This is a genomic window from Arthrobacter sp. 2MCAF14, assembly GCF_052115645.1.
Taxonomy (GTDB): domain Bacteria; phylum Actinomycetota; class Actinomycetes; order Actinomycetales; family Micrococcaceae; genus Arthrobacter.
In genome coordinates this window covers 75,445-94,345 of sequence record NZ_JBFRHB010000008.1, presented here as the reverse complement: position 1 = coordinate 94,345, position 18,901 = coordinate 75,445, and the positions used below count along the sequence as shown (strand labels likewise).

The following is an 18,901-nucleotide window of genomic DNA, read 5'->3' as shown; positions in this document are numbered from 1 at the left end:
CGCGATCAGCCTTCTAAGCAATGTTGGCCGCCCCTTTAGTCTGTCTGTGAGGGCTGTTGCTCCATTGATGCAATGAGGCGGTGGCTGAATTCTTGGGCCAGTTGGAGGTGCTCGGGTTTCATGGTGCAGGATCTCAGGACAGTCGTGTAGTCACTATCGACTACGACCCATGGATGGTTCCTCGCAAGCCACTTGCTGTTGACTCGGTACAGTGCCAAGTGCCAGCCGTCCCGGGCCATGGCCTCGAACGCATCTTCTGTTGCCGCAGATATTTGCCCGGTTGTAGGACGTCGAGGGAAGGCGCAAACGATGTCAAGTTCGGGTTCGACCACGAGTTCGGCACCGTCGGCGGCTCTGATGATGTCAGCTATTTGCAGCGCGGCCTTTCGGCCGTCGGCGATAATCGATCCCATTCCCTCGCGTGACAATCCCAGAGCTTCAACCGTGGTCCAAAATGCTGCCGCCGACGCTCCCGCTCTGGAGCACTCCAGACTGATCTCACCAAGATGAAGGTCAGAAGAAGTGAAGTAGGTGTAGGGGGAATTGTGCGAGTAGAGCTTGCCGACAGATGGGTCAGCGAAGAGCACAGATCCGCATCCGTACGGTTGAAGTCCGTGCTTATGTGGATCTACGACGATTGAATCCGCCCGGCGTATGGCCAGGAAGGGGGCAGGATCAACCAGCGGTTCGGGACCAGTTGACAGGAGGGTGTGAAATCCTCCGTACGCTGCATCGATATGTAACCGGGCTCCGAATTCGGCTGCCAGGTCCGCGGCCTCATGGACTTGGTCCAGTGCACCAAGACCGGTCGTGCCCAGAGTCACGACAACGGTGCCGACCCCGCCTCGCGCAAGCCTTGTCCGCAGATCCGCCATCGAAAGACGGCCCCGGTCGTCTTCCGGAACGGTCTCATGCGGGGTTCCGAGCAACCGGCACATGCGCTCGTGGGTGTAGTGGGCGTTCGTTCCGGACAGGATGACTTTACCTGGATGCAATTCCCTGGCAACCCACAGCGCCTCAAGGTTAGCGATGGTGCCGGACGATGTCAGGTGGCCCAGATGTTCCTCATAACCGAACATCGCTGCAAGTTTGGCCACGACTTCCTTTTCAAGGACCGCGGTGGCCGGGCCCCCGTCCAGAGCATGATTATTCGGATTGATCAATGCTGTGATTGCCTGCGCAACCCAAGCCACAGGGTGCGGGGGTTTAAGGAGTTGTCCGATATATTTCGCATCACCGTACGGATACATGTTGGCCAGTCGTCCAACCAGGGAAGACAGTGCAGCTGAGCCTGATGAGTCAATGGTTGGTCCTCCGGCCCACAAAGTGGCGTACGCCTCCAGGTCTTTGGCGTGGTGCCTTAGATCTGCGATCACGTCGTCGTCCAACCGGACGTCTTGTGCCCTCATTAGTATCTCCTATCGTTCTAACTGGTCCGGGGAGTCGGGTAGTGCAGCAACAGCTTGCGCCCAGCAGTTCGGCTAGTGCCCGAGGCTTCGGTTTCGGTGAGTCCCGCAGCCCACTCGAAGAGTTTCAAGGCTGATTGGGCGGTATTTAGTTAGAAGTCTAGGCGATTGTCGGAAACCGCGCTAGGTCGCGATGATTGACTCATGGAAATGCTCTGGAAAGGGGTCGGCGTGTACATACTCAGGGGATTGGGCCGACTTCAGGGCTGGAACTAGGGTTCTCACGGCGATCGAGACCAAGGATAAATCCGACCTCCAACCGTTGGAGGAGGGAAACATGCCTTGTATATTTGTTAGAAGTCTAATAAGATTATGGGAAAAGCAGGCGTTCGATGCTTCAGAGGACTCACTGGCCAACTGGCGGGGGCGGTAGAACAACATCGTGGACGCCAGCAAGAGAGACAACGAGGGACACCGCGTTGCAGAAGTGCGCAACCTCGGGGCTACACAGGAGCATGAATCACCAAAGGAGCTTCGATCCAAACGATGAGCGTGTTGACAACCCGACGGAATGTAAAACTGAGTGGCATGGCATTCGAAAAGCTCGCAAACGACTCCACAAGAGAAATGTTTCCCGAGTACGACGACGCCGCCATGGCACTTTGCTTCAACCTGATACGTCTGGCTAACAGGATCATGACCGACCTCGAAGTCCGCGTCCACCGTCCCGAAGGCCTCAGTTTTTCTGCTTTCAGGCTTCTATTCGCAATTCGAGCTGTTGGAGCAGGGTATCCCAACGAGCTGGCAAGGCTGTCGAGCGTTTCAACGGCTTCTATGTCGAGCTTGCTCAACACCTTGGAGAAGTACGGGCTGGTGACCCGGGAGGCAGACACCTCAGATAGGCGCAAAACACTTGTTCGGCTCACTCCACTCGGGGAGGCACGCGTAACAGAACTCGCGCGCAAGAACAGTCTGCGTGAAAGCGATTGGGCAGATGGCCTCACAAGGACCGAGGCAACCATCCTTACTGAACTGTTGCGGAAGCTTTTACAACACCACCCGCCTCGTTCCTAGGTCTTTAGGGCGCCTTGAATCCGGGTAGCCCCTGATTTTCCCCGCGGATACCCCGAACGTTCAGCTGGTTTGAAGCTGGACGAGTACCGCGTTCGACCACAGGCATGAAGCGGGGCATTTCCATGAGGTTCGTTCCGAGGTTCGTTTGCTCCATGCCCGCCGCCCGACGTTTTCAATTCAGGGCCCGTCCCGTGAATTCACGCAACAAGTAGCAGTAACCAGAGGGATCCCTGGAGAGTCCGCAACGCCTTGGCAAGTGCGGATAGTCACATTTCAGATAGCAGGCGTCCAGTTCTGAGGAGCTTCGACGCTAACCGCTTACCACGAAATGAGGAATCGGTGCAGTTTCACCATCACGGTTACGTATCCGGGGACCCGAGGGTCCAGCTGGCAGCAGGAGGCGGCATTAACAGGCCGGCTGAGCTTCCGGACGAGGTCGATGTGTTGATTGTCGGCACCGGGCCTGCCGGCATGCTCGCGGCCGCGCAATTGTCCCAGTTCCCAAGTGTCGCCACGCGCATCGTGGAGCGTCGCCCCGGGAGGCTTGCCATTGGCCAGGCCGACGGCATCCAGACCCGCACAGTCGAGACCTTTCAGGCCTTCGGGTTTGCCGAGAGGATCATCGCCGAGGCGTACCGGATCACAGAGACGGCGTTCTGGAAGCCGGACCCCGCGGACGCCTCGCGCATCATCCGCAGTGCCCGCACCCCGGATGACCCCGCCGAAATCAGCGAGTTCCCCCACCTCGTCGTTAACCAAGCCCGTGTACTGGACTACTTCGCGGAGTTCATGGCCAACTCGCCCACCCGAATGTCACCCGACTATGGCTTTGAGTTCCGTTCCCTGAGCGTCGCGGACGAGGGGGAGTACCCCGTCACCGTGACCCTTCTCCACACCTCCGGCCCCAATGAGGGGCAGGAGCGCATTGTCCGGGCCAAATACGTTGTCGGTGCGGACGGCGCACGCAGCAAGGTGCGGGAGTCGATTGGCTGCACCCTTGCCGGAGACCAGGCCAACCATGCCTGGGGTGTCATGGATGCCCTGGCGGTCACCGACTTCCCGGATATCCGCGTCAAGTGCGCCATCCAGTCGGGTACAGGCGGCAGCATCCTGCTGATCCCGCGCGAAGGCGGCCACCTCTTCAGGATGTACGTTGACCTGGGCGAGGTGGACCCCAACAACAAGGGCGCAGTGCGCAGCACTTCCATCGAGGAAATCATCCGCAAGGCGAACGAGATCCTGCACCCCTACACCCTTGATGTCCGCAACGTCGCGTGGCACAGCGTGTACGAGGTAGGCCACCGCCTCACCGACCGATTCGACGACGTCCTCCCGGAGCAGCGCGGCACCCGAACGCCTCGCGTGTTCATCACCGGCGACGCGTGCCACACCCACAGCGCCAAGGCCGGCCAGGGCATGAACGTCTCCATGCAGGACGGCTTCAACCTCGCTTGGAAACTCGGGCACGTCCTCGAGGGCCGCAGCCCGGAAAGCCTGCTGTCCACCTACTCCGCAGAGCGACAAGCGGTGGCGAAGAACCTCATCGACTTCGACAAAGAGTGGTCCACGCTCATGGCGAAGAAGCCCAAGGAATTCGAAGACCCCTCCGAGCTCGAGAACTTCTACGTGCGCACCGCCGAATTCCCCGCCGGCTTCATGACCCAGTACGCCCCCTCAGTGCTCGTTGCTGCCTCTGAACACCAGCACCTGGCAACCGGCTTCACCATCGGCAAGCGCTTCAAGTCCGCCCCCGTCGTGCGGGTCGCCGACACCAACCCGGTACACCTCGGCCACCACGCCACGGCCGACGGCCGGTGGCGCATCTACATCTTTGCCGACTCTGCGACGCCCCAAACGCCTCAAACGGGAACCGCTTCGCCCACCGAACAGTTCGCCGACTGGATCGCAAACTCACCGGAATCGCCGGTCGCCGCCACCCCGGAGGGCGCCGACCCCCACGCATGGTTCGACGTCAAAGTGATTTACCAGCAGGACCACACAAGCGTCGACATCAGCGGCGTTCCGGCAGTGTTGAAACCCCAGGTCGGCCCGTTCCAGCTCACGGACTACGAGAAGGTCTACGCTACAGACCCGGCGGCGGACATCTTCGACCTGCGGGGTCTCGACCGCGGCGGCGTCGTCGTGATCGTGCGCCCGGACCAGTACGTGGCAAACGTCCTGCCGCTCACGGCAACGGCCGAGCTCACCGCGTTCTTTGCACCCCTCCTGCAGCCACGGCGGCCCGAGGAGCCTTCATCCTCCGCGCTGTCTGGCGTGCCCACCGCTCACTCAGCCACCACACCCTCAGTCCTGGTGAACAACTAACACAATGAAGTCTTGATGTCACCGTCTCAGACCAGGCTTGCGCACCCTCGACGCCAGGGCACGAGCCAGGCGTACCGCAGGGTGGTTGCCGGAGCCACGATCGGCACCGCCAGCACTGCGGAAATTCCGGTCTCCGCCTGACAAGGCCTTTCAGGCTCCACGCCGCAAATCTGCACCACATTCGATCCCCAGGATTTCCCAAGGGGTACACCGCCCACACCAACTGGAGAACCATGAGCATGTCCACCCACAGTTCGAAGGCGAACCAACGTCGCGTAGCCTTCGCCACCGTCATCGGCACCACCGTTGAATGGTACGACTTCTTCATCTACGCCACGGCCGCCGGCTTGGTGTTCGCACAATTGTTCTTCGAGCCAGCCGGCGCCTCCATCGGTCTGCTGCTGTCGTTCGCCTCCGTCGGCATCAGCTTCCTCTTCCGGCCGCTCGGCGCCTTCCTGGCCGGCCACTACGGCGATAAAATCGGCCGCCGCGCCATGCTCGTGCTGACCCTGATCCTCATGGGCGCGGCAACCACCCTGATCGGCTTCCTGCCGACCTACGCGACCGCCGGCGTTATCGCCCCGGTCATGCTCCTGCTGCTGAGGATCCTGCAAGGCATCTCCGCCGGCGGTGAATGGGGCGGCGCCGTCCTGATGGCAGCGAAACACGCACCCCGTAACCGCCGCGGACGGGCCGGGGCATTCCACCAGCTGGGCGTCCCGCTGGGGCTGCTGCTGGCCTCCGGCATCACGGCGCTCATGACCGGTGTAATTTCCCCCGGAGCCGCCTTCCTCGAGGGGGGATGGCGCGTTCCCTTCCTGCTGAGCATCGTCCTCATTGCCGTGGGCTACTTCGTACGCCGCGCCGTGGACGAATCCCCCGTTTTCCAGGAAATCGCCGCGGCCAAGAAACAGCCCAGGATACCGATCGTTGAGCTGTTCCGGCGCCACGGACTGCTCGTGATCGTCGCTGCCCTGATCTTCGCAGGCAACAACGCTGCAGGGTACATGGCAACCGGTGGCTTCATTCCCAGCTACGCGTCCAGCCCCGCTGTGGGTCACGGACGCACTGACGTGCTCGTCGCAGTCACTTACGGTTCTGCCGTCTGGCTCGTCTTCACCTACCTCGCCGGATACCTCTCGGACGGTATCGGCCGTAAGCGGACGTATTTCATAGGATTCGGCGCCCAGCTGTTGGCTTGCTTCCCGCTCTTTTGGCTGATCAACACAGGGTCCCTGGCGATGCTCTACCTGGCGCTGACCATCTTTAGCTTCGGTCTGGGACTGGCGTACGGCCCGCAGGCTGCCCGGTACTCGGAAATGTTCCCTGCCTCGGTGCGGTTCTCCGGCGTCTCTATCTCCTACGCTCTGGGCGCGATCCTCGGCGGCGCTTTTGCCCCGACCATTGCCACAGCCCTGGTGCAGGCCACAGGCGGAACCGAGGCCGTTTCCCTGTACCTGGTCGGGATGACGCTTGTCTCCCTTGTGGCCGTCTCCTTGGTGCGGGACCGCTCAGGTATGGACCTTTCCATCCGGAATCAGGCCGAGCAGGAAGTTGGGGCGCTCGTCTTTGACCGGCGAACCGCCGACGTCTCACATGAGCCCGTCCGCAGCAACTGATCACGCGGCTCTGGGGGCCGGGACTTGCCGAGAGCGCCCGGCCCCGGCCGGTCTGGATTCGAAGAAGGTCCGGCGGGTTGGCCCACACGCCGCCGGGCTTTGCTGTCGCTACTGCTACGCCCAGATGTATTCCTCGGAAATCGCACCGTCCTTCCACTTGGCCACGGTCACCATGCGGCCCCCGCCTTCGAACTCGCCGATCACGCAGGTCCACTCACCGGACCCGAAAGCGATCGGGTGGGAGGTGATCTGCGGCGGCATTCCACCCGCAGATTCGACATACGCCTTCATGGCGTCGATGTGTTCCTGGATGCCATGGGTAGGTCCCTGGCCCTTCCAGTCCCCCAGTACATCGTCGGTGTGGTGATGGGCGAACACGCCGTGCCAGTCGGCGTTGTTCCAGCCTGTGAAATCGAGATCATCCATGCCTTTGAGATTCGCAGCTACCTGATCATCGGTCATGGGAGTCTTCTTTCCTAGGGTTGCCGGAGATAGTTAATTGAGTGCGCTGCGCGACCGCGGCGCCTGCTGCTGCGCGGCAATCACCCGCGTCCGGATGCCCTGAGAGTATCCGGGTGTCGCGCAAAGCAAAAGAGGTCGGCCCGCCCCGGTTGGTCCACAACCGCCGCGAATGCCGGGTTTCGTCTAACCGCCGACGGGCCGGCCATTCCATCGCGGTAAAGGTTCCTCTTAGGGACATGTCCCGCGGCCTTGTCTGCGCTCAAGCCGCCCAGCCCATACGGACTGACACCTTTGATGAGACAGCCGAAGCCACCGTTGCCTCATTCAACCTGTCAGTCCTCCCGTCGCGACTGATCACTATGTTGAGACACTTTCCTCGAAGAGTCCGGACTAACGCGGTTTGTAGACATCGGGGCGGTGTTCGATCCGGTGGACGTACAGGACGTGCGACGTCATTGAGACAGCACGCTCAACCCTCGTCATCGGATTCAGCTAAAACCGCCAAACGCAGCGAAGGCACCTACTCCGGACAGCAGAATGGGTAAGGTACAGCAAAAGTGAGCAAGCCATAACAGGCGCCGCCGTGGTTGCAGAGCGAGTATAGGGCGGGCCCGACCGCTAAAGGTCCTGGCGCGTATAGCCCATTTATCCGCGGGTGTTCGCCGACCGGTCCCGAGGAAAATTTCCGATCCTGGCCGGGTCCAAGCGTTTTGCGGTCAGTCGTGATGCGGGTCGTCCAGACTGGGGAAGTCTATGCCGTCCATTTCCGTAAGTCGGCGGCCGATGCCATCGGCGGCGTGCAGGAGGGGTTCGGCGAAGCGTTCCAAATCTGCATCCAGGTGGTAGTTGACGAGTGCCACGGCGGCCTGCACGACGCCCTGGACCAGGACGGGTGCGGCGATGGACATCGAGCCCGCAACGTATTCCTCTGCGCTCATGGCATACCCCCGCTGACGAATCTCCTCCAGTTGCCGACTCAACTGCCCGGATTCAACTAATGTATGCGAGGTGTAGGAAGGCAGCGGCTGTGCCAGGATACTGTGCTGGAATTGAGGCTCGCTGAAGGCCAACAGCGCCTTCCCAAGTCCGGTTCCGTGCAATGGCATCCGCGCACCGATGCGACTTTGCTGGGGCACCGATTCCTCGTTCGTCAGCTTCTCGATGTATAGGGCCGTGGAGCCGTCGGGGATGGCAAATTGCACTGTTTCGCCAGTTTTGTACTGGAGGTTTAGCAGGAATGGTAGGGCCGTTTCCCTCAGCCGTCCGTGTAGCGGGGTGAGCAACCCCATTTCCCACAATCGTTTCCCAAGCCGGTAGGGGCCCTTGGGTGAACGCTCGACGAACTGTCCAGCCTCAAGCTCACCCAACAGCCGGAACACGGTCGCCACCGGCAGGCCGGTGCTGCGTGATATCTCGCTGATGGTGAGGGACGGTGTGGCAATGGTGAACTGCCCCAGTATCAGCAGTGCCCTTGCCACGACGGATTTGGGGGGCGGATCGACGTAGGTCGTGGTCATGAAATCATCCTGCCATTCAGTACGGCTGTCAGCGACCGGGTCGTTTCCTGCAGATCCGCCAACCGTTTGCGTTGTTGGGGCCAGCGGGAAGGGTGGGGGATTTCCTCAAGCATTGCATCCTCGTTGAAGTAGCTGAGCATCCGGACGTTGGAGGAGGTGCCGCGCGCTTGGCGACAGCAACAGGGCGGCGTCGGGGTCGATCACGGCGGGGATGTGCGCGAGGATGCCATGCGCCAACATCCGCGTGCCGACGCCATAGCGGCCATCGGCCCTACGGGTCCATGCAGGCAGTGAATCTCGCGTCATGGCGTTCCTTTCGTGAACCGTTCAAGCAATCCCTTTTCACTGGGTGAAAAAAGGTGTCGTGATACTGGTCACTATGGTGCATGCTCGATGGTACGTCCCATCAATGACTCAGCCTGGAAAAGCACTGAGAAGAACAACAGGCTACAAAGACGAAATCGGCGGCCCGCGTTGCTGGGCTTCACGTTTGCCGCCTCGAAAGGATCCGAAACATGGCTGAGAACGCCCGTCCCTCCTGGGACGACCTCGTACAATTGATCACGGAAGTCGACGGTTCCGACTTTGACAACGTCGCGATCGAATACGACGACATCTCGGTGCGCATGTCCCGCGGCGAGCTGCCCGCCACCGCGGTCGCGCAGTTAGCTCCGGCCGCGTCCGCCACGTCCCCGCAACTCACTGCGTCGAAGCCGGCCCACCCGGAGCCGGCTCTCCCCGCTGTGGCACCGCCGGCATCGTCCACTCCCGCTGCACCTCACGGCACCGCGGTAACCTCTCCCATGATGGGAATCTTCTTCCGAAGCCCGTCGCCGGGTGCCCCGCCGTTCGTGTCGGTGGGAGACACCGTCAGGACCGATTCGATCATAGGAATCATCGAGGTCATGAAGTTGATGAACCCTGTTCATGCGGGGATTGCGGGCACCATCTCCGCCATTGCGGTCGAAGATGCCCAGGCTGTGGAGTTCGGGCAGGACCTGCTGTATATCGTCCCGGAGGGGTCATGAGCCAGGAGAGCACCTCCGCCACCGTTCCCACCGTGCTGGTGGCGAACCGTGGTGAGATCGCCGTCCGCGTCATCGAGGCCGCCCATCGCATCGGGGCTCGGGCCGTATTGGCGGTCAGTATGGCGGACCGCGATTCCCTCGGGGCAACGCTGGCCGACGAGACCGTGGTTATCGGCCCGGCTCAGGCCTCTCAGTCATACCTGCGTCCGGAACTGATTGCGCAGGCCGCACTTCAGACGGGTGCCGACGTGGTGCACCCGGGTTACGGCTTCCTGAGTGAACAGCCGGAGCTGATGGAATTGCTGGAATCTGAAGGGATCGCCTTCGCCGGCCCCCGCGCGGAAACGCTGCGGGCTGTGGGCGATAAGTCCAGTGCGCGCAAGGTGGCAGTGGCCGCCGGGATGCCCGTGGCCGTGGCAGCATCAGTCGATGACCCTCATGACCAGCACCATCTCCGCACCCTGGGTGAGGAGGTTGGCTATCCGTTGCTCATCAAGGCCGTCCATGGAGGAGGCGGGCGCGGCATCCGCCTTGCCCCCGACGCCGACACCCTCCTGGCTTTGGCGCCGCAGGCCGCCGCCGAGGCCGTTGCGGCCTTTGGCAACGGTGAGCTCTACGTGGAGCGCTACTACGGATCTGCCCGCCACGTGGAGGTACAGGTATTCGGCGACGGCGAGGGCGGCGCCCTCATCTTCGGCGACCGCGATTGTTCCGTGCAGCGACGCCACCAGAAACTCGTCGAGGAATGCCCGGCCCCGGGCCTGTCCGACGAACGACGCCGGATCCTCCACGATTCCTCCCGGGCCCTGGTCCGCGCATTGCGGTACCGTGGTGCCGGCACGGTCGAGTTCATGGTGGACACCCAGTCCGAGGACGTGATCTTCCTTGAGATGAACGCCCGTATCCAGGTCGAGCACCCCGTCACCGAAGAGGCGTTCGGCGTCGACCTGGTGGCGGCACAGCTACGGCTGGCCCTGGGCCGCGATCCGGAACTTCCTGAGGTCCCGCCGGTTCCCGCCGCCACAGTGATCGAGGTCCGCATCAACGCCGAGGACCCGTTTCAGGACTTCCGTCCGGCGCCCGGACGCATCAGCACAGTCACCTGGCCGCGTGGCCCCGGAATCAGGGTCGATACCCACCTGCGGGATCAGTACTCATTCCCGCCCTTCTACGACTCTCTGATGGGCAAGCTCATTGTGCGGGCCCACGACCGCCAGGCGGCGGTGGAGGCCCTCGCCTCGGCCGTGGCACGCACCTGCATCGCAGGTGTCACCACCACGCTGCCCATGCACGAATATGTCCTGAACCATCCGGACTTCCGTGCCGGGGGCGTACCCACCACCTGGTTCGGGCCCGTGTGGGAACAACACATCCAGGAAGTGACGAAATCCGATGACTGAACAACCGACCGGACAGACAATCAAGGAATTGCCCGCCCGCGAGCCTGTGCGCTTCGTGGACACCTCGCTGCGGGACGGCAACCAGTCCCTCTGGGGGGCCACCGGCCTGACCACGGGCATGGTCGAGGCCGTCGGCCCGGACCTTGCCCTGATTGGCCTGGAGGCCATCGACTTCACAAGCTCCACCAACCTCCTGATGGGGTCCAAGACGCACCATGAGGACCCGTGGGAGCGAATCTCGCGGATGCATGCCGTTGCCGGCGGCACCCCGTTGTCGGCGATCACGACGGGAATGCGGTTCATGTCATGGGACCGCGCCTCGGAGACCGTCATGCGCCTGTCACTGCGCCTCATGGCCAAGCACGGCCTGGCACGGTTGCAGATCGCGGACCCGATGAACGACTTCGCTGCCGTGCGGACCATCGCCAGGTGGGCCAAGGAAGAGGGCATCACCAATGTCGTGGCAGCCACGACGTTTACCGAGTCGCCCATCCACACGGACGACACCTATGTGCAGGCCGCTCGCGAGTTCAGCTCCGACCCGAACATCGACGCCATCTACCTCAAGGATCCGGGCGGACTGCTGAGCTTCGAGCGTGTTGGCCACCTGGTGCCGGCCCTCCGCGACGCGGTTGTGGGCAAGCCCCTCGAACTGCACAGCCACTGCACCACCGGCGAGGCCCCGCAGGTCTACATGCTCGCCGCCCAGTTCGGCGTGGACGTGCTTCACACCGGCATCGGCGCCCTGGCCAACGGCACCGCACAGCCCGAGATGCTGTCCGTGATGGACAACCTCGACGCCCTCGGCATTCCCTACCAAGCCGACCGCGCCGCCGTCGAACGCGCTGCAGCCACCATCGGAAGGATCGCTGCGGCCCAGAAGCTGCCCCCCGGCCAGATCATGCCCTTCGATCTCGCGCCGCACGCCCACCAGGTCCCCGGTGGCATGATGGGCACACTCAAGCGTCAGCTCAAGGAACTGAAGATCGAGGATGACCTGCCCGCGGTGATCGCCGAGACCGGTGCAGTGCGTGCGGAACTTGGTTACCCGATCATGGTGACCCCGTTCAGCCAGTTCGTCGGCAGCCAGGCCCTCATGAACGTGTTGGCCGCCAAGTCCGGCCAGGAACGGTACGCCCGCATTCCGGACGAGGTTGTCCGCTTCGTTCTGGGGCACTTCGGCACTCCCGTCGGGGAAATCGACCCGATGATCCGGGAGAAGGTCCACGCCCTGCCGCGGGCGAAGGAGCTGCTGATGGATCCGGCCCACGACCGTCCGCTTGAGGACCTTCGCGCCGACCAGCAGCAAAAGCTCGGCCGGAATGTCGAGGACGAAGAACTTCTCCTGCGCCTTGTCATGGCCCCGGATCTCCTCGACTCCGTCCGCGCCGCGGGACCCGCGCCCGCCTGGGACGGAACCGGGGCAAAGGCAGGCGCCACCGGCCCGGTGCAGAGCCTTGGCGACGTCATCCGGGCCGTCAACGCCTTGCCGAACTGGCGGTCCCTCCACCTCCGCCGGGGAAACGAGCAAGTCCGGCTGCAACGCCGTGACGATGCAGGCGCCCGCCGGGCCGCTGGGGGATCGAAATGACCTTGAGAGCAACCACAGGAACCGGCACCAGCATGGACACGACCCGCAAGGAGACCACCCTGACGCCCGGCCTTGCGGCCCGTCTGGCCGATGTGCGTGGTGTCATGTTCGACATCGACGGCTGTCTGCTGCTCGCGGACCAGCCCAGCGGCTACGGGGGCACGGTCCTGCCCGGCGCACGGCACGTGATCGACACGGTCAAGGCCACCGGGCGCAGGTTCGTCTGCTTCACCAACGGTTCCTTCCAAACCCCGTCAGCCATCGCCACCACCCTGAGGGATCTCGGACTCGACGTCGCGGACGAGCAGGTCTTGACCCCCGCCGTCGTCGCGGCCGAGACCATGGCCACCCGCTACCCGGGCGCCCGCGTCCTCGTCTTCGGCGGCGAGGGTGTCACCGAACCTTTCGCCGCACGCGGGGTGGAAATGGTGGACGTTGACGAGGCGATCGCCGGCCGGGCCGGCGACGTGACGGCCGTCGTGGTCGGCTGGGACATCGAGTTCGGCCGGGAGAAAATCGTAGCCGCCGCCGAGGCCGTGCTGGCCGGCGCCGAGCTTTACACCACCTCTGCGGCACCGACCTTCGCCTCCCATGAACGCCTCAATGTCGGTGTCTCCGGATTCATCGCCGCCGGGCTGACCCACGTCACCGGCCGGCCATACAAGGTCCTCGGGAAGCCCTCCTCGGAGGCCTTCAACGCCATCTGCTCGCGGACCGGCGCGCAGCCCGGACAGGTGCTCGTGGTCGGCGACGACCTACGGATGGAAGCCGGGATGGCCCGGGAACACGGGGCCATGGGCGTCCTGATGACCACGGGCACCAACTCCCGCGAGGATGCCGGCAGGGCCACCGCCGACCGCAAGCCCGATATCATCCTCGACTCGCTCGAGGAGCTGGCTGACCTGCTGCAGGAGAACCGGGATGTGCGGGACGCCCCGGCCGCAAAGGAGACCCCATGACCTCCAAAAGCCTCGCAGCCGCCACAGGGCGCCCGGCTGTTACCTGGCAGCCCACACGCGAACAGCTCGATGGTGCACGACTGTCCGGATTCATGCGCTGGGTCGAGGACCGGCACCAGGTATCCCTGAAAAACTACCGTGAGGTGTGGACCTGGTCTGTTACCGAGCTTTCGGATTTTTGGGACGCCGTACGGGAGTACTTCGGCATTGTAGGCCAGGGCTTTGAAGGTCCGGCACTCGTGGAGGAAAGGATGCCGGGGGCTGTGTGGTACCCCAACGCGCGGTTGAACTTCGCCGAGAACCTCCTGCGCCATGCAAAGGATCCGCAACTTCAGGATGTGCCCGCGATCGTGGACGTGGATGAAGACGACTCCCGGCGGGACATCACATGGGCCCAGCTCACCGGGCGCGTCGGAGCCCTGGCGGAACACCTGCGGGAGATCGGCGTCCAGCCAGGTGACCGGGTCGCCGCGGTACTCCCCAACCTCCCCGAGGCCATCATCGGTCTGCTCGCCTCAGCCGCGGTCGGGGCGGTGTGGACCATCAATTCCCCCGACCTTTCCGCCCAGGCCACCCTGGACCGCCTTGCACAGCTGGAACCGAAGGTCCTCATCGGCGCGGACGGTTACCGGTTCAACGGCAAGAAGTTCGACCGCCTGGAGCACTTCGCCGCGGTTCTGGCCGGGCTGCCCACCGTGGAGCACGCGATCCTGGTGAAGAAGCTGAACCCGGAACTGCCCGCTGCAGAGGTGGGCTTCGAGCACCGGGACTTCGAGGGCCTGACCCGGACCCCGGTGGAACCGCAATATCTTCGGGTCCCGTTCGACCACCCCCTCTGGGTCCTGTTCTCTTCCGGCACGACCGGAGCGCCGAAGGGCATCATCCACGGCCACGGCGGCATGACCCTGGAAGCATCCAAGGGGTGCGGGCTCAACCAGGACATGGGTCCGGGTGATCTCTACTACGTCGCCGCCAACACCTCCTGGATGGTCTGGAACACGCTCGTCAACAACCTCATGGTGGGTGCATCCGTGGTCACCTACGCAGGGTCCCCGACATACGGCCGCGCGGACCGGCAATTCCAGATCCTCGCCGGCACCGGGTCCACCATGTTCGCGACCGGCGCCGCCTACCTGAACCTCGCCCAGAAGGCCGGGACCCACCCGGGTCGGGACTGGGACTTGTCCAGGCTCCGCGCGATCCTTTCCACCGGTTCTCCGCTGCCGGAGAACACGTGGCAATGGGTCCACGACGAGGTCAAGGCCGATGTCCACCTTGGATCGGACACCGGCGGAACGGACATCTGCTCCGGCTTCATCGGATCCAACCCCCTTGACCCCGTCTATCTGGGCCACCTCCAGGGCCCGCTGCTCGGTGTGGCCGTCCAGGCGTGGAATGAACAGGGCACACAGGTGGTCGGAGAGGTCGGCGAGCTCGTTGTCTGCCAGCCCATGCCGTCCATGCCGGTCGCGTTTTGGGGCGACGCTGACGGCTCCCGGTACCGGAATTCCTATTTCGAGACGTTTCCCGGGGCCTGGACCCAGGGCGACTGGATCACCGAGTCGCAGTGGGGCGGCTTCGTGGTCCATGGCCGTTCCGATGCCACCCTCAACCGGCAAGGCGTGCGCCTTGGCAGTGCCGACATCTACGCTGCCGTACAACAGGTTCCGGAGGTCGCGGATTCACTGGTGATCGGAGTCGAAGAACCGGATGGCGGTTACTACATGCCGCTCTTCGTCGTCCTCAAGGACGGCGCGGCCCTGACGCAGGAGCTGTCGGACCGGATCGGGAAGACCATCAGGTCCCTCACCAGCGCCCGTCACGTTCCGGACACCGTGATCGAGGTTCCGGGCTTGCCCGTGACGCACGCGGGGAAGAAGATTGAGATCCCGATCAAGCGGCTTTTCCTCGGCCACGCCACGGAAGATGTCATCAACCTCGGTTCCCTGTCCAACCCCGATACCCTCGGCTGGTTCGTCCAGCAGGCCCGCGCGTACCGGTCACGGAACGCCGCCGGGATTTAGGAGAGACATCGATGTCCGGAGGAAACCGAGAAGCAGGCCGTTCGGTCACGGACAAAGTTCTGTCCGTGCTGACGGCGTTCGAATCCCAACACCGTCCGCTGGCGCTGACCGAGATCGCCGCGATCGCCGGCATCCCGGTCAGCACCGCCCACCGTCTGGTCGGCGAGCTCACCGAGTGGCAGCTCATCTCGCGAACCGCCAACGGCCGGTACCAGCTGGGACTGCGGGTCTGGGAATTGGCCCAGAACGTCGGCCGCCAACTCCGGGACACCGCCAAGCCCTTCGTCCAGGAGCTGTTTTCCCTGACGCAGGAGACCTCGCACATTGCCATCAGGGACGGGAACGAGGTCCTCTACATTGAGCGGATATATGACACCCGCCGTGTCCCGCAATCCACCCGTGTCGGCGGCCGCCTGCCCATGCACAACACCGCCGTCGGCAAGGTCCTGCTCGCCTACGAGGAGCCGTGGGTCCGCAGCGCCTACCTGGACCTTGACCTGGTAAGGGCAACGGAACGGACGATCACGGACGCCCGCGCCCTTGCAGCGGAGCTGGACCGCACGAGGGGGCGCGGGTTTGCCACAACCTACGGCGAACAGAGCGTCGACACCTGCTCCATCGCGGTTCCAGTCTTCCATACCGGGCGTATCGGTGCTGCCCTCGGGATCGTCGTCCCGATCGCGCGCTCCGACTCTCTGGTCAGGCACCTTCCTGTCCTGAAGGCCATCAGTGCCCGGATCGAGTCTGCCACCGCCCGGATCCCGTTGGAGAGCCTGCTCAGGGCCCATCAGGTCGGGGGAGACCCCGCGCCACCCGAGGTGTGACTCGGCGTATCACTGAGAAAACAACCCGTTTCCACTGAGCGAAAAACCGAGGGTACGCAATGGCCAAGCGTGCCTACGATGATCCCCAAGCCCTTTGAGTGATCCGGCTCACAGTTTGTACGGTGGCCAGCCAGAAGCGGCGCGCTTAGCGCGCCGGTACCGGCGGCCACGGACAGGAGAGAACATGACCAGCGAGTCAACGAGCACCACTGCAGCATCCACGGGCAGGTGCCCCTACTGGCACGGCGAGGCTGGCGCCACCGGGGACAACCACGGATATAAGCCGTTCGTGCAGAAGAATCCCTTCCCCGCCTACGCCGAACTACGTCGGGAGGCCCCGGTCTTCTTCGACGAACGGATCAAGCTGTGGGTCGTGGCGCGGTACGACGACGCCAAGGCCGTGTTCGAGGATTGGGAGACCTTCTCCTCCGAGAACGCCCAGGCACCGATCCGCGAACGTGGCCCCCAGGCCAGGAAGATCATGGAGGAAGGTGGCTTCACCGCCTACTCCGGCCTGTCGGCACGCATCCCCCCGGAACACACCCGGATCCGCGCCATTGCCCAGAAGGCGTTCACTCCGCGCCGTTACAAGGTTCTGGAACCGTTCATCCGCGAAAACGTGGTGTCCAGGCTGGAGGCCATGCTGGCCCGCGAGGACCGCGCGGGGGACATGTTCATGGATCTGGCCTACGAGATCCCAACCATCACCATCCTCACGCTGATCGGCGCCGACCTGTCCATGCTGGACACGTACAAGCGCTGGAGCGATTCCCGGGCGGCCATGACGTGGGGCAATCTCAGCAACGAGGAACAGGTGCCACACGCCCGTAACCTCGTCGAATACTGGCAGGAGTGCCAGCGCCTGGTGGCCGAGGCCAAGGAAAATGGCGGTGACAACCTCACGGCCGACATCGTGAGGGCCCAGAACGAGGGGGCGGAGATCTCCGACCACGAGATCGCCTCGCTGTTGTATTCGTTGCTGTTCGCCGGGCACGAGACCACCACTACGCTCATCGCCAACTGCTTCCGTGTGCTCCCGACCTACCGGGACCAGTGGGAGGCACTTGCCGATGACCCGACGAAGATCCCGAGTGCCGTGGATGAGGTCCTGCGTTACGCCGGATCCATCGTCGCCTGGCGCCGCATGGCCACCCGTGACGCGGAGATCGCCGGCCAGAAGATCAAGAAGGGCGAGGGTGTACTGCTTCTCCAAGGCTCGGCCAACCGGGACGAAAGCCGTTTCGAGAACGGCGAAGACTTTGACATCACCCGGGGCAACGCCCGCGAACACCTCTCCTTTGGGTTCGGCATCCACTACTGCCTGGGCAACATGCTCGCAAAGTTGCAAGCAAAGATCTGCCTTGAGGAAGCACTCCGGATGGTTCCCTCCCTGCAGGTGGCAGAAGGCGCCGATATCGCCTTCCGTGAGAATCTTTCCTTCCGCGTTCCTGAGACCGTCCCGGTCACCTGGAACGCCTGAACCCGTCGGGAACACCATGTCACCTGAACTGAGCCCCTATATCCAGACCTTCGACGACGGCCGCGCACCAGTGCTCGAGACCCTCGGCGGCAAAGGCGCTTCCCTGGTCTCCATGACAGCAGCAGAGATGCCCGTGCCTCCCGGGTTCGTGGTCACCACCAAGGCCTTTGACGCCTTTGTGGAAGGAGCCGGGATCGCCGAGCAGATCACCAGGCTGTTGGGCGACCTCGACGCCGATAACATCACCGAAGTGAACCGGGTCTCCGCGGCCATCCGCGAGGACCTGTGCAGCCGACCGGTTCCCGAACCGGTCCGGAACGCCGTGATGGAGGCCTACGCGGCCCTGATGGAGCGGTGCGGCGCGGAGATACCGGTAGCGGTCCGGTCCTCCGCCACTGCCGAGGACCTTCCGGACGCTTCCTTTGCCGGACAGCAGGACACCTACCTGTGGCTGACCGGCCTGTCCGCGGTCACCGAACACATCCGCAAATGCTGGGCTTCGCTCTATACTTCGCGGGCCATCACCTATCGTCTGAAGAACAACATCCCCAACGAGGGCCTCTCCATGGCGGTCGTCATCCAGAAGATGGTCAACGCCCGCGTGGCCGGGGTTGCCATCACGATGAACCCGGCCAATGGCGACCGTTCCAAGATCACCATCGACTCCTCCTGGGGCGTCGGGGAGATGGTTGTCTCCGGCCAGGTCACCCCCGACAACATCGTGCTGGACAAGATCACGCTCCAGGTGGTCTCCGAGTACATCGGGGACAAACACGCCGAACTTGTCCCCGACGCCGCCTCCGGCGCCCTGGTTGAACGCGGGGTCCCCGCGGAACGGGCCGAGATCCGGTCGCTGACCGATGACGAGCTCAAGGCCGTGGCCCAAATGGCCAAGCGCGCAGAAAAGCACTACAAATGCCCCCAGGACATTGAATGGGCCCTGGACGCCGACCTGCCGGACGGGGAGAACCTGCTGTTGCTGCAGTCCCGGCCGGAGACGGTGCATTCCCAAGGAACGTCAGGCCAAAAGTCGGCCGGTTCCGGCTTGTCCGAAGGGTCCAAGCGGGAAGGCAAGACGACGACGCCGTCGTCGGGCTTCGACCTCAGCTCGATCACCAGTTCATTGATCGGCCCCGGGAAATAACCTCGGGCCAATCGGCCAACCCCTCGTATCCCCGGCCCTCGCCGGGCC

Annotated in this window: 16 protein-coding genes; 12 read left to right on the top strand and 4 right to left on the bottom strand. The window is 63.5% G+C overall.

Annotation, left to right across the window (positions count from 1 at the left end):
* Positions 1 to 35: 35 nt before the first annotated feature.
* A complete protein-coding gene (locus AB4074_RS08440; protein ID WP_441412981.1) occupies positions 36 to 1,409 on the bottom strand; it encodes a pyridoxal phosphate-dependent decarboxylase family protein in 1,374 nt (457 codons plus the stop codon).
* A 585-nt stretch (positions 1,410 to 1,994) separates the two neighbouring features.
* Here AB4074_RS08440 and AB4074_RS08435 point away from each other — a divergent pair.
* From AB4074_RS08435 to AB4074_RS08420, 4 genes are all read left to right on the top strand, one after another.
* Positions 1,995 to 2,480, top strand: coding sequence for a MarR family winged helix-turn-helix transcriptional regulator (locus AB4074_RS08435; protein WP_441412980.1), 486 nt, complete (start codon positions 1,995 to 1,997; stop codon positions 2,478 to 2,480).
* Between the two features lie 339 nt (positions 2,481 to 2,819).
* On the top strand, positions 2,820 to 4,805 hold the full coding sequence (locus tag AB4074_RS08430) for an FAD-binding monooxygenase (RefSeq protein WP_441412979.1): 1,986 nt from the start codon (positions 2,820 to 2,822) through the stop codon (positions 4,803 to 4,805).
* 15 nt (positions 4,806 to 4,820) lie between these two features.
* A complete protein-coding gene (locus AB4074_RS08425; RefSeq protein ID WP_441412978.1) occupies positions 4,821 to 4,946 on the top strand; it encodes a hypothetical protein in 126 nt (41 codons plus the stop codon).
* 92 nt (positions 4,947 to 5,038) lie between these two features.
* Positions 5,039 to 6,424, top strand: coding sequence for an MFS transporter (locus tag AB4074_RS08420; RefSeq protein ID WP_441412977.1), 1,386 nt, complete (start codon positions 5,039 to 5,041; stop codon positions 6,422 to 6,424).
* A gap of 114 nt (positions 6,425 to 6,538) precedes the next feature.
* On the opposite strand, the gene AB4074_RS08415 is transcribed toward AB4074_RS08420, so the two are convergent.
* The 3 genes from AB4074_RS08415 to AB4074_RS08405 all read right to left on the bottom strand — a co-directional run bounded on the left by AB4074_RS08415 (position 6,539) and on the right by AB4074_RS08405 (position 8,709).
* Positions 6,539 to 6,886: a hypothetical protein gene (locus AB4074_RS08415; protein ID WP_441412976.1), complete on the bottom strand. Its 348-nt coding sequence runs from the start codon at positions 6,884 to 6,886 to the stop codon at positions 6,539 to 6,541.
* 716 nt (positions 6,887 to 7,602) lie between these two features.
* Entirely contained in the window at positions 7,603 to 8,403 is an 801-nt protein-coding gene (locus AB4074_RS08410) for an IclR family transcriptional regulator (RefSeq protein ID WP_441412975.1), read from the bottom strand.
* A gap of 105 nt (positions 8,404 to 8,508) precedes the next feature.
* Positions 8,509 to 8,709, bottom strand: a complete 201-nt coding sequence (locus AB4074_RS08405) for a hypothetical protein (protein WP_441412974.1) — start codon at positions 8,707 to 8,709, stop codon at positions 8,509 to 8,511.
* Positions 8,710 to 8,918: 209 nt separating this feature from the next.
* Here AB4074_RS08405 and accB point away from each other — a divergent pair, with 209 nt between their 5' ends.
* The 8 genes from accB to AB4074_RS08365 all read left to right on the top strand — a co-directional run bounded on the left by accB (position 8,919) and on the right by AB4074_RS08365 (position 18,853).
* Positions 8,919 to 9,431: an acetyl-CoA carboxylase biotin carboxyl carrier protein gene (accB, locus tag AB4074_RS08400; protein ID WP_441412973.1), complete on the top strand. Its 513-nt coding sequence runs from the start codon at positions 8,919 to 8,921 to the stop codon at positions 9,429 to 9,431.
* Complete coding sequence (locus tag AB4074_RS08395) at positions 9,428 to 10,831, top strand: acetyl-CoA carboxylase biotin carboxylase subunit (RefSeq protein ID WP_441412972.1); 1,404 nt, start codon at positions 9,428 to 9,430, stop codon at positions 10,829 to 10,831. Before accB ends, AB4074_RS08395 begins: the two co-directional genes overlap by 4 nt.
* Positions 10,824 to 12,422: a hypothetical protein gene (locus AB4074_RS08390; RefSeq protein WP_441412971.1), complete on the top strand. Its 1,599-nt coding sequence runs from the start codon at positions 10,824 to 10,826 to the stop codon at positions 12,420 to 12,422. Before AB4074_RS08395 ends, AB4074_RS08390 begins: the two co-directional genes overlap by 8 nt.
* Positions 12,419 to 13,381 carry an HAD-IIA family hydrolase gene (locus tag AB4074_RS08385; RefSeq protein WP_441412970.1) on the top strand — a complete coding sequence of 321 codons (963 nt, stop codon included), beginning with the start codon at positions 12,419 to 12,421 and terminating at the stop codon, positions 13,379 to 13,381. The genes AB4074_RS08390 and AB4074_RS08385 overlap by 4 nt, the downstream gene beginning before the upstream one ends.
* A complete protein-coding gene (locus AB4074_RS08380; RefSeq protein WP_441412969.1) occupies positions 13,378 to 15,405 on the top strand; it encodes an acetoacetate--CoA ligase in 2,028 nt (675 codons plus the stop codon). Before AB4074_RS08385 ends, AB4074_RS08380 begins: the two co-directional genes overlap by 4 nt.
* 11 nt (positions 15,406 to 15,416) lie before the next feature.
* Positions 15,417 to 16,229: an IclR family transcriptional regulator gene (locus AB4074_RS08375; RefSeq protein ID WP_441412968.1), complete on the top strand. Its 813-nt coding sequence runs from the start codon at positions 15,417 to 15,419 to the stop codon at positions 16,227 to 16,229.
* 184 nt (positions 16,230 to 16,413) lie between these two features.
* Complete coding sequence (locus AB4074_RS08370; protein WP_441412967.1) at positions 16,414 to 17,709, top strand: cytochrome P450; 1,296 nt, start codon at positions 16,414 to 16,416, stop codon at positions 17,707 to 17,709.
* Positions 17,710 to 17,725: 16 nt separating this feature from the next.
* On the top strand, positions 17,726 to 18,853 hold the full coding sequence (locus AB4074_RS08365) for a PEP/pyruvate-binding domain-containing protein (protein ID WP_441412966.1): 1,128 nt from the start codon (positions 17,726 to 17,728) through the stop codon (positions 18,851 to 18,853).
* Positions 18,854 to 18,901: the final 48 nt, after the last annotated feature.